Consider the following 9,192-nt stretch of genomic DNA (forward strand, 5'->3'; position numbering starts at 1 on the left):
GAGAGGATTGTATGGGAAACGAGACATTAGTATTCATCTCTTTCGGTTTCATTATTTCCTTTACCCTTTTTAATATTTTTAAACTTCTTTGTAACCTTGAAAATACCTTGGAAGGTATTAGGGATCAAATAGAGAAAAGGGAAACTGATAAAAATAGCGATCAGGTTGAACTCTTTCTCAGACAAGCTCTTAACAAGGTAACAACCGAAAAGAAGGATAAAAGAAATCATTGCGATCGATGTTGAAAGTTGAATATCATTTTTTTCAACTAGATCATAAAACAAAAGGAAATTGTATACAGTAACTAACACTGAATATGAAATAATAAAAGCTAAAATTAAAAACGTAAATAAAGTCTCAAAATGTATTCCTTTCAAAACTTCAAGAGTTGACTCCATGCTAGTAGGTAAATATTTCAAATACAAATATGACATTAGTATTGTGATAAGCAAAGGAAAAATTAATGAATATTTATTTCTCATAGATAGACCCCTATTGTTTTTAATTTAATTATATCAATATTAAGGAAAAATAAAAATGGCAGAAAAAACAAATATCCTGCCTCACGACATACTAGCTGAACAGGCGGTACTTGGATCAATTTTCGTTGACCCAGAAAAAATCTTTATCGCATCAGAATTTCTTACACAGGAAAGTTTTTATAAGTTATCTCACGGTATTATCTTCAATGTTATGGAAGATTTGGCAGATAAGGGGGAACCAATTGACCCTGTATCTGTAAAATCAGCACTTGACTCTATTGGAGAGTTTGAGCGTATTGGTGGAATGGCTTTTCTTGCTAGTTTGATCAATTCAGTTCCCACTAGTGCTCACATTGAACATTATGCAAAGATTGTGGCCGAAAAAGCTAAAGCAAGAGAGGTCATCAATGATCTAGGTAAAGCACTTGAAAAAGTATATGAAGATCACCAAGATTTAGATGATGTCATAGTAAGACTTGAAAATACACTGACATCGGTAAGTGCCAATCAATACTCAGGTTTTAGAAACATCATGGATGTATTGGATTCCACTAATATTCGAATTGATGAACGATCTAAGCACGTTGGAGATGTTACTGGCCTTGCTACAGGTTTTACCGATTTTGACAAAATAACAACAGGACTACACGAAGACAACTTAATTATTTTGGCAGCCAGACCTGCTATGGGTAAAACAGCGTTTGCTCTAAATATTGCACAGAATGTCGCAATACGAGCGGGTAAACCAGTAGCTATCTTCTCACTGGAAATGGGGGCAGAGAGCCTGGTAGAACGGATGCTATCCGCTGAAGGAGTGATTCCATCCTATCACATCAGGACAGGAAAGTTATCTGACAGTGAGTGGAGACGGATGCTCTTAGCACAGGAACAGTTATCAAAGGCTCAACTCTATATTGATGATACCGCTGGCATCAGAATTTCTGACATCCGAGCACGATCAAAGAAATTAGCTCAAAAAACAGGAGAGTTAGGTTTGATTGTTATTGATTATTTACAGTTGATTACTGGCAGAGGAAAAGAAAATAGACAGCAAGAAGTATCTGAGATCTCTAGACAATTAAAGATTTTAGCCAAGGAATTAAAAGTGCCAGTAATTGCACTTAGTCAACTTTCTCGTGGAGTAGAACAACGTAATGACAAAAGGCCAGTTCTGTCAGATCTTCGTGAATCAGGATCAATTGAACAAGATGCTGATATTGTAGCATTTCTTTACCGAGATTCTTATTACCGTCGTGAGGGACAAGAGGAAGATGATAATGTGACAGAAGTGATCTTTGAAAAGAACCGTCATGGGGGATTAGGTACCGTCAAATTATTCTTCCACAAAGAATTTACAAAATTTACAAATATGGAGGTACAATAAATGATTAAAAAATCTGAAGTAGCAGGCTTTCTAGCTTTCTTTAAATTCCCTAAACCATTTATTTATGATGAAAAATATAAAAAACTTAGTAACAATGCAAAACTAATGTATATGTTACTGTTTGGTAGGCTTGAGCTATCGATAAAAAATGGCTGGCATGACAGAAAGGGAGATGTTTTTCAATATTATACAAATGAGCAATTAATGATTGATTTAAATAGCAGTGAAAAAACAATCATTAAAGTGAAGAAAGAATTAAGAGAGGTGGGCTTACTAGAAGAGGTTCGACAAGGAAATAATCTACCAAATAGAATTTATATCAGTCAAGTTGATGGAGCTGTAGAAAATACAGTTCTTGAACTGGAAAAAGTACAGCATGGAGCTGTAGAAAATACAGTTCTTGAACTGGAAAAAGTACAGACAAACAAGATAGATATTAACGATACTGATAATAACAATATTAAGTCGATTTGTCAGGAAGTTATTACTTATCTCAATCAGGTTACAAATAAGAACTTCAACAAAAATACAGCTAGCCATCATAAATACATTAAAGCACGCTTGAAGGAAGGTTATGAACTAAAAGACTTTAAACATGTGGTTAATGTTATGGCAGCTACATGGATGGGAACAGATTATGAACGATATCTACAACCTCAAACGCTTTTTGGGAATAAGTTTGATAGTTATCTTAATCGTAGCATACCAAAAAATATCCGCTCATTTGCTTCAGCAGTTGATGAAAGGCTGGGATTCTAATGGAAGCTCTAAAAGATATTGAAAGAAAAAAGCTACTAGATAAAATCTGTGAAGTGCACTCTTGCCAATTATGGGAGAGTCCAGTAGTTATTGCTGGAAAATTGAAATATTTGCAGGTTTGTCCAGAGTGTGAGAAGGAAGAAATTAAACGAATAGAGAAAAAGTTAAATAATGAGTCAGCAATTAATTCAAAATTAGCTAAAACATTTGAAGTATTCAATCGCTTCAGCTTATTTCCTGCTGAGTTGATTGGGAAAGATCTAGATAACTTTAGCACTGATAATCAGAGTGCAGAGCAAGGTTTAAATTTTTCAAAAAGGATGCTGAGAGACTACATTAAGGGAGAAACTGGAAACGTTATTATCACTGGACCTCCTGGAGTCGGTAAGAGTCATCTGTCAATTGCTTTAGCATCTTCTCTGAACAATAAATTCAAGGACATAGGTAGTCCTAAAAGTATTATTTTCATATCGGTAACTAGGTTATTTACTGAGATAGAAAATAGCTTTGGTGGGAAAGGCGATTTTACAGAAAGTTATGCTGTAGAAATGCTTAGCAATGTAGACTATCTCTTTCTCGATGATCTAGGAAAAGAGAGCAGCATGAGTGACACCCTCAAACAAGCAAACGAATGGAGGCAAAGGGTTCTATTCAAGATCTTAGACAATCGACAGACAACTTTTATAAATACTAACTTATCTAGTATCGAAATCAAAAAAATCTATAATTCAGCACTTGCAGATAGAATTTTTAAGGGTGCAAGTAAACATATTTTTAAATTCCCTGATGGGATGGAAAGCAGAAGGTATTAATGGAAAATAAAAAATTGATTGAGTTAATTAAGAAAACTCAAAAATGGTTTTATGATCGTAATTTACAGACTCAGAATCCTGATAAACAATTTTTAAAATTGTTTGAGGAAATTGGGGAATTAGCTAGTGGGCTAGCAAAAAAACAAGATGACGTTATAAAAGATAGCATCGGAGACATTGCTGTAGTGTTAATTGGCCTTACTCTACAATTAGGAATTGATACGAAAGAAGTATTTCCAGATACAGAATCAGTTCCTTCTACGAATTCTAACAAGGAAGAAGATCATTTTATTTTATTGCTAGATCAATCAGTTGCTGCTTACTTTAGTCGCCAAAATTATCAATTAAAAAATGTAGCATTTGAATTGATTCGAGTATCTAAGTTTTTGAATATCGATTTCACAGAGTGTTTAGGTTTGGCATACGAGGAGATCAAAGATCGAACAGGGCGCTTAGTTGACGGTGTTTGGGTGAAAGAGGAGGATTTATGATGGGCGAAAACAAAGTGAAACAGTATGATACTATCAACAACCCCAGCCATTATCATGGAAAAAATGGGATGGAAGCAATTGATGTGATAGAAAACTTCATAGGTGATTTAGCAGGAAAGGCAGGTTGGGCATGGGGCAATTCAATGAAATACCTTTTACGATTCCAAAAGAAGAACGGCATAGAGGATGTAAAAAAAGCCTTCCGCAATTTGGTATGGGTTCTTGAGGAAATCGCAGGTAAAAAAGAATCTTTAGCATTCCTCAGTTCTTTAGTAAAGGAGTTAGAGAATGAGCAAGTACACAAAGAATCAGATTGAACATGCTAAACAACAAGTGCAATTACTCCTAGCAAGTCGAGGTATGACTAGGCATCAATTATCCTTTGAATTAGGATATGGGAGAGATGCAGTTACTTCATGGTTAAATGGTAGAGTGCAGTTAGGAAAGTTTCAAGTTCAATGCCTTTGTGATTATTTTGGTGTGACAGAAAGTTCCATTGTTGGGGATCCAGAAGAGTTAGCAGATTACAAATTATATAAAGATGGCAGATACATCTGTCGAGGGCCACTTAAAGAATTGAGTCGTATTATCGGCAAAGATGCAGGTATGCTTAAGTATTATGCAGAATTGCATGCTCAAGGTAAAAAAACAGGAAATCTAACTGTGGTTAAAAGTGAGGAATGATGATGAATAAAGAAGATTTAATTAAAAAATATGAAGGCCTTGAGGGCGTATGGGACGCAAATGGCGCTGAAATAGCTCGTCAATGCTTTTTAAGAGACTTGGAACAATTGAATGAAATAGATACGAAAAAAGTCACAGTCCCTCAGTATGTTGCAGATTGGATTGAGTATTGCCAAAAACATGATTTTACATTATTTGGATGTCTTGATCCAGAAAACGGTTTTGAAAGTTTAGTAAATGAAACTTTTGAAGGAGATGTTAGAAAATGTATAAGATGGTGTAGGAAAGAAAGCAATATTTTAGCCCGTGCTTGGCTTTATGGCCACACAGTCGAGGAAGAGAAGCGGTATTACGTAAGATTTAAAGGGATGGAAAGTGATGATTTTAATTATTTAAACTTTATCAAATTTCAACACGCTTGGGTGTTATCGTCAATAAAGCTAGATAAAAAATTTCGTACAGAACACACCAAAAAACAATTAGAAGAAGCCAACTTCGGCTGGGTGTTTGATTGCCCGGGGATTGAGATTGAGGAAGTGGAATAAATGACGGAAACTAAAATACTTGATGCATGTTGTGGAAGCCGTATGTTTTGGTTTGATAAAAACGAAAGCCATACAACTTTCATGGACATAAGAAAAGAAAAGTTTGAAATCCATGGTAAAAAAGTTAATGTAGATCCTGATGTTATCGGCGATTTTCGTGATATGCCATTTGAAAATAATACTTTTAATTTGGTTGTTTTTGATCCGCCTCATTTAAAATGGGCTGGTCAAAATTCGATAATGAGAGCACAGTATGGTCAACTTGATAAAAAGACTTGGTCTGAAGATTTGGCTAAAGGCTTTGAAGAGTGCATGCGGGTCTTAAAAACAGGGGGAACCTTAATTTTCAAATGGTCAGATTGCCAGGTAAATGTAAAAGAAATACTAAAGGTCATTCCATTTACCCCTTTGTTCGGCCAGCAAAGAGGGACAACCCACTGGATGACATTTGTAAAGTTTGAAGAGGTGAATTGATGGAAGAAATTATTATGGCTTCATTGCCAAATAAAGAATTAAATCGTTTGATTAAAATTGAAATTGCTGTTGAGAACTTAATTGAAAACGGAGTTCTTAATGAAGATGTATTTAACCAATACTTGAACGAAGCATAAGTAGAGGAGTTGGAAGGATGATTCCAGACGACCAATTTATTAGAGAACTTATTGAAGATGAAGATATTATCTTCAATAAAGACAGTGAATATCACAAGCAGAAGAAAAAAGAAAAGAAAAATCCTATTTTCAAAAGAAATAAACCAAAGAAATTTTGAGGAGGTAGAGTGATGGAATGGAATAAGTTAACAACAAGAAATATTGCTGAAGATGAAAAGGAATATTTTAATGGTGGCATTGAATTTGTTTGGGAAGGTAAAACCCCGGAAATCGACGAAGAGGTCCTTGTCTATAATCCAACGACAAAGCGGATAATAACAGATACTTGGATTGATTATGGGGAAGGAATTGGTTTTGAGGATACTGATGAAGACACAGTATTCTGGATGAGATATCCAAAACCACCAAGTGACAAAATGATGAAAAAAGAGAAAATGCCCAAGATAGACGATTTTGTGTTTGCATTACAAGTAGGAAAACTTGTAGTAGATACAGCAAAAGCAATTATCGTAGACGATAATCTTTTGGGCAGCAATGGAAAGTTTGTTTTAGACAGTCACACGTTCAACATAACTGTGTCGGAGGAGAAATGATGAATATTGTATTTTATTTAAAAAATGGCAATAAGGTTGAAGCACATGGATGCAGTGAGAAAGATTTAACTAGATTGGTTAGTCAATTCAACAATGGACATTTAATGCGTGTTAAGAATGTATGCATTAACCCAAAAGAGGTAGTTTATTTAGTTGGATACGGAAGCGAGGATAACCAATGACCCTTCAAAACTTTATCTACATACTACTCACAGCAGTCTGGCTATCTGGCTTGATTTGGGCCATTTTGGTGGCTATTCTATCAAATACAGAGGATGATAAAAAAGATGAAATTAGAGACATTAGTTAAAACAAGAAATGCCTATCAAAAAAGACTAGAAGATGAGAAATTGTTCATATCTTTATGTAATCAAATAGGAAAACAAAATGCCACAGCGAACAAAGAATGGATGAAACGTAAAGTCATAGATTTAGACAAGGAGATTGAAGAGTATGAACAAAAATCAATTACTGATTGTTAATATTGCAGCTCTATTTTTAATACTCTTTCTATCAAGCATAAATCTAAACACACGAATAAGAAAACTTGAGCAAGAAAATAGGGATTTGCAATGGGAAGTAGAAGAGCACGAATTAAGCATCCAGCGCATGGCTGAAAAAAATACAATGCAGGATACTATTCTTAATAAATTAAATAGAGAATATCAAATGCGTGAGCATGAAAGAGCTCAGAAGCTGAAAGAAATTGCCGAACAGAACGGAGTAGGAGGATAAGAATAATGATTAACAATGTAACTTTGATCGGAAGATTAACAAAGGATGTAGAGTTGAAACGTACTCCTTCAGATATTGCTACTGCACAATTTACAATTGCTTGCAATCGTAATTTTAAAAATGCTAACGGAGAATACGATGCGGATTTTGTAAATGGCGTGATGTGGCGTGAACAAGCAGAACGCTTTGCAAACTGGACCAAGAAAGGGAACCTTGTAGCAATTGTTGGACGTATCCAAACAAGAAACTATGAAGGGACGGATGGTAGACGTATTTATGTCACAGAGGTTGTAGCAGAGAATTTTCAAATTCTAGAAAAACGTGATAATTCCGGCAATCAAAATTCGATGATGGAACAAATGCCACCTTCTCATGCTTCAAATCCAATGGACATCAGCGACGATGATCTTCCATTTTAGGAGGTATATATGATTATATTTGATGATTTCTATCGTGAAGAAGTTCGACGATGCTACAAAGAGATTGAAGCTCTTGAGGTAGAAAATAAAAAACTTAAAGAAAGAATAAGTCACTTCATACATTCTTCATGTGATAACGAGTGGAAGAAGATCGTTAAAGATTTTAAGATTAAGAAACAAAATCGGAAGTGGAAAGCAAGATAAACTAACAGATATAGCGATTCAGGAAACGGAGGTGAAGAATGCAGCTTTTTGATGATATCGATGAAAAAGAAACAATAAGAAGGGCTAAGAAAAAGCTCTCAGAATATCCACGCTGGAGAGAAATAGCATGTGATGACCCAATTCAAAAAGTAACGCAGGAATTCACATTTCAACCAAGGGGAGGAGCAGGACCTAATAAAGCTGTTGAAAATTTAGCTGTTCGACGTGTGGATGCAATGATTGAGTTAGAAGAAATTGAACAAGCGGTAAGCAGGCTATTCAATCCTACTTATCGGTACATACTATTTTCCAAGTTTTTAAAAAATCAAAAAGATCTAAACTACGAAATTTACAACTATCTAGGTATAGAGAGGACTAAATTTCAGGAACTATACAATAATGCTTTGTTAGCATTCGCAGAACAGTATCGAGATGCTGTGCTAGTATGTAATAAAAAAACGGTATTTTTGCGGTAAAAATACGGTAAACATAACACAAATTATGACTTAAAATAGTATTATCAGAAAATGAAGGCGGTAGCCGGGTAGTTTTTTGTGAATCTCCTAATTGTATTTTTTGGTTAGCTGTTCACCAGGAGAAATTCGGGGTGGCATGGGTTCGAATCCCATACAGCTAATATTTTAAGTCAGTTCTAACGGACTGACTATTTTTATTTGAAAGGAGTAGGTAAATGCGTAAAGTAGAACCGATTCGTGATACAGATGATATTGAACGCATGAAGGATTACTTAAAGAGTAAGAATGAACGAGACTATGTAATGATGGTTACAGGGCTGTATTCAGGAATGCGAGTTAGTGATATCCTGCCCTTGAAAGTAAGAAGTGTTAAAGGAACTCACATTGAAGTTACCGAACGAAAGACAGGTAAAACAAAAAGGTTCGCTATTAACCCAGCTCTAAGAAAAGCCCTGGATCATTATATAAAGGAAAATGAATTAAAGGATTATGATTACTTGTTTCCTTCGAGAAAAAAAGTAAGCAATGAAGGACTTAGAATAACACACATTGGCAGGGTGGCAGCATATCAGATCTTGAGGGATGCAGGAGAGCATATTGGTTTAACAAATATCGGAACACATTCCATGAGGAAAACGTTTGGATACCATCACTACAGAAAGAATCAAAATGTTGGGATATTGATGGAATTATTTAATCATTCTTCACCAGATATCACACTGGGCTATATAGGGTTCAAGCAAGATGAGCTAGATAATAGCATGCTGAATTTTGCTTATTAAGGCTATGTATTTAACAAAATGAAATAAAGTAAATTCATTTATTGACGATGGCCTACTTAACTATGAGAGAGTAAGGTGGAAAGTCTTATGATTCAAATTAACAGAATATAAGATATGTTAAATTCAAAGACCCTCCCCCTCTAATAAAATAACACCCATCAACTTAAAAATACCAGGCCTAATTATTACACCTTCCCTTATTAATTTACTCCCCC

The 9,192-nt window shown here is 35.0% G+C and carries 18 protein-coding genes and 1 pseudogene; 18 read left to right on the top strand and 1 reads right to left on the bottom strand.

The window, feature by feature from the left end; genetic code table 11:
- Nucleotides 1-26: 26 nt before the first annotated feature.
- A complete protein-coding gene (locus H7T92_RS08660; protein ID WP_201037551.1) occupies nucleotides 27-482 on the bottom strand; it encodes a hypothetical protein in 456 nt (151 codons plus the stop codon).
- A 49-nt stretch (nucleotides 483-531) separates the two neighbouring features.
- Between H7T92_RS08660 and dnaB the strand changes: the two genes are divergently transcribed.
- The 18 genes and pseudogenes from dnaB (at nucleotide 532) to H7T92_RS08750 (ending at nucleotide 8,977) form a co-directional block, all read left to right on the top strand.
- Entirely contained in the window at nucleotides 532-1,866 is a 1,335-nt protein-coding gene (gene dnaB / locus H7T92_RS08665; protein WP_201037586.1) for a replicative DNA helicase, read from the top strand.
- Entirely contained in the window at nucleotides 1,867-2,625 is a 759-nt protein-coding gene (locus tag H7T92_RS08670) for a conserved phage C-terminal domain-containing protein (protein WP_201037552.1), read from the top strand.
- Nucleotides 2,625-3,437, top strand: a complete 813-nt coding sequence (locus tag H7T92_RS08675) for an ATP-binding protein (RefSeq protein ID WP_201037553.1) — start codon at nucleotides 2,625-2,627, stop codon at nucleotides 3,435-3,437. Before H7T92_RS08670 ends, H7T92_RS08675 begins: the two co-directional genes overlap by 1 nt.
- Nucleotides 3,437-3,928, top strand: a complete 492-nt coding sequence (locus H7T92_RS08680) for a MazG-like family protein (RefSeq protein ID WP_201037554.1) — start codon at nucleotides 3,437-3,439, stop codon at nucleotides 3,926-3,928. The genes H7T92_RS08675 and H7T92_RS08680 overlap by 1 nt, the downstream gene beginning before the upstream one ends.
- Nucleotides 3,928-4,161, top strand: a pseudogene (locus tag H7T92_RS08685) (DUF3310 domain-containing protein); the annotation flags it as partial. The gene H7T92_RS08680 and the pseudogene H7T92_RS08685, both read left to right, overlap by 1 nt.
- 55 nt (nucleotides 4,162-4,216) lie before the next feature.
- Nucleotides 4,217-4,612: a helix-turn-helix domain-containing protein gene (locus tag H7T92_RS08690; protein WP_201037555.1), complete on the top strand. Its 396-nt coding sequence runs from the start codon at nucleotides 4,217-4,219 to the stop codon at nucleotides 4,610-4,612.
- A 2-nt stretch (nucleotides 4,613-4,614) separates the two neighbouring features.
- Nucleotides 4,615-5,157, top strand: coding sequence for a DUF1642 domain-containing protein (locus tag H7T92_RS08695; RefSeq protein WP_201037556.1), 543 nt, complete (start codon nucleotides 4,615-4,617; stop codon nucleotides 5,155-5,157).
- The gene (locus H7T92_RS08700; protein WP_201037557.1) at nucleotides 5,158-5,631 is read left to right on the top strand and encodes a class I SAM-dependent methyltransferase; all 474 of its coding nucleotides are present in this window, start codon (nucleotides 5,158-5,160) and stop codon (nucleotides 5,629-5,631) included.
- Nucleotides 5,631-5,768 carry a hypothetical protein gene (locus H7T92_RS08705; RefSeq protein WP_201037558.1) on the top strand — a complete coding sequence of 46 codons (138 nt, stop codon included), beginning with the start codon at nucleotides 5,631-5,633 and terminating at the stop codon, nucleotides 5,766-5,768. Before H7T92_RS08700 ends, H7T92_RS08705 begins: the two co-directional genes overlap by 1 nt.
- Nucleotides 5,769-5,785: 17 nt before the next feature.
- On the top strand, nucleotides 5,786-5,926 hold the full coding sequence (locus tag H7T92_RS08710; protein ID WP_176744601.1) for a hypothetical protein: 141 nt from the start codon (nucleotides 5,786-5,788) through the stop codon (nucleotides 5,924-5,926).
- 12 nt (nucleotides 5,927-5,938) lie between these two features.
- Complete coding sequence (locus H7T92_RS08715; RefSeq protein WP_201037559.1) at nucleotides 5,939-6,361, top strand: hypothetical protein; 423 nt, start codon at nucleotides 5,939-5,941, stop codon at nucleotides 6,359-6,361.
- Nucleotides 6,361-6,543, top strand: coding sequence for a hypothetical protein (locus H7T92_RS08720; protein ID WP_201037560.1), 183 nt, complete (start codon nucleotides 6,361-6,363; stop codon nucleotides 6,541-6,543). The genes H7T92_RS08715 and H7T92_RS08720 overlap by 1 nt, the downstream gene beginning before the upstream one ends.
- A 105-nt stretch (nucleotides 6,544-6,648) precedes the next feature.
- Nucleotides 6,649-6,843: a hypothetical protein gene (locus H7T92_RS08725; protein WP_201037561.1), complete on the top strand. Its 195-nt coding sequence runs from the start codon at nucleotides 6,649-6,651 to the stop codon at nucleotides 6,841-6,843.
- The gene (locus tag H7T92_RS08730; RefSeq protein ID WP_061455146.1) at nucleotides 6,815-7,096 is read left to right on the top strand and encodes a hypothetical protein; all 282 of its coding nucleotides are present in this window, start codon (nucleotides 6,815-6,817) and stop codon (nucleotides 7,094-7,096) included. Before H7T92_RS08725 ends, H7T92_RS08730 begins: the two co-directional genes overlap by 29 nt.
- 5 nt (nucleotides 7,097-7,101) lie before the next feature.
- On the top strand, nucleotides 7,102-7,515 hold the full coding sequence (gene ssb / locus H7T92_RS08735) for a single-stranded DNA-binding protein (RefSeq protein ID WP_201037562.1): 414 nt from the start codon (nucleotides 7,102-7,104) through the stop codon (nucleotides 7,513-7,515).
- 9 nt (nucleotides 7,516-7,524) lie between these two features.
- Nucleotides 7,525-7,719 carry a hypothetical protein gene (locus H7T92_RS08740; protein ID WP_061455147.1) on the top strand — a complete coding sequence of 65 codons (195 nt, stop codon included), beginning with the start codon at nucleotides 7,525-7,527 and terminating at the stop codon, nucleotides 7,717-7,719.
- 38 nt (nucleotides 7,720-7,757) lie between these two features.
- Nucleotides 7,758-8,195 carry an ArpU family phage packaging/lysis transcriptional regulator gene (locus H7T92_RS08745; RefSeq protein ID WP_061455148.1) on the top strand — a complete coding sequence of 146 codons (438 nt, stop codon included), beginning with the start codon at nucleotides 7,758-7,760 and terminating at the stop codon, nucleotides 8,193-8,195.
- A 215-nt stretch (nucleotides 8,196-8,410) separates the two neighbouring features.
- Nucleotides 8,411-8,977: a site-specific integrase gene (locus H7T92_RS08750; protein ID WP_061455149.1), complete on the top strand. Its 567-nt coding sequence runs from the start codon at nucleotides 8,411-8,413 to the stop codon at nucleotides 8,975-8,977.
- Nucleotides 8,978-9,192 lie beyond the last annotated feature (215 nt).

It is taken from the genome of Streptococcus parasanguinis, from assembly GCF_016648855.1.
Taxonomy (GTDB): Bacteria; Bacillota; Bacilli; order Lactobacillales; family Streptococcaceae; genus Streptococcus; species Streptococcus parasanguinis_L.

Coding starts and splice junctions, on each gene's coding strand:
- H7T92_RS08720 (WP_201037560.1), top strand. CDS start 6,361: ATGAATATTGTATTTTATTTAAAAAATGGCAATAAGGTTGAAGCACAT.
- H7T92_RS08705 (WP_201037558.1), top strand. CDS start 5,631: ATGGAAGAAATTATTATGGCTTCATTGCCAAATAAAGAATTAAATCGT.
- H7T92_RS08680 (WP_201037554.1), top strand. CDS start 3,437: ATGGAAAATAAAAAATTGATTGAGTTAATTAAGAAAACTCAAAAATGG.
- H7T92_RS08670 (WP_201037552.1), top strand. CDS start 1,867: ATGATTAAAAAATCTGAAGTAGCAGGCTTTCTAGCTTTCTTTAAATTC.
- H7T92_RS08695 (WP_201037556.1), top strand. CDS start 4,615: ATGAATAAAGAAGATTTAATTAAAAAATATGAAGGCCTTGAGGGCGTA.
- ssb (WP_201037562.1), top strand. CDS start 7,102: ATGATTAACAATGTAACTTTGATCGGAAGATTAACAAAGGATGTAGAG.
- H7T92_RS08750 (WP_061455149.1), top strand. CDS start 8,411: ATGCGTAAAGTAGAACCGATTCGTGATACAGATGATATTGAACGCATG.
- H7T92_RS08745 (WP_061455148.1), top strand. CDS start 7,758: ATGCAGCTTTTTGATGATATCGATGAAAAAGAAACAATAAGAAGGGCT.
- H7T92_RS08700 (WP_201037557.1), top strand. CDS start 5,158: ATGACGGAAACTAAAATACTTGATGCATGTTGTGGAAGCCGTATGTTT.
- H7T92_RS08740 (WP_061455147.1), top strand. CDS start 7,525: ATGATTATATTTGATGATTTCTATCGTGAAGAAGTTCGACGATGCTAC.
- H7T92_RS08730 (WP_061455146.1), top strand. CDS start 6,815: ATGAACAAAAATCAATTACTGATTGTTAATATTGCAGCTCTATTTTTA.
- H7T92_RS08690 (WP_201037555.1), top strand. CDS start 4,217: ATGAGCAAGTACACAAAGAATCAGATTGAACATGCTAAACAACAAGTG.
- H7T92_RS08710 (WP_176744601.1), top strand. CDS start 5,786: ATGATTCCAGACGACCAATTTATTAGAGAACTTATTGAAGATGAAGAT.
- H7T92_RS08675 (WP_201037553.1), top strand. CDS start 2,625: ATGGAAGCTCTAAAAGATATTGAAAGAAAAAAGCTACTAGATAAAATC.
- H7T92_RS08715 (WP_201037559.1), top strand. CDS start 5,939: ATGGAATGGAATAAGTTAACAACAAGAAATATTGCTGAAGATGAAAAG.
- H7T92_RS08725 (WP_201037561.1), top strand. CDS start 6,649: ATGAAATTAGAGACATTAGTTAAAACAAGAAATGCCTATCAAAAAAGA.
- H7T92_RS08660 (WP_201037551.1), bottom strand. CDS start 482: ATGAGAAATAAATATTCATTAATTTTTCCTTTGCTTATCACAATACTA.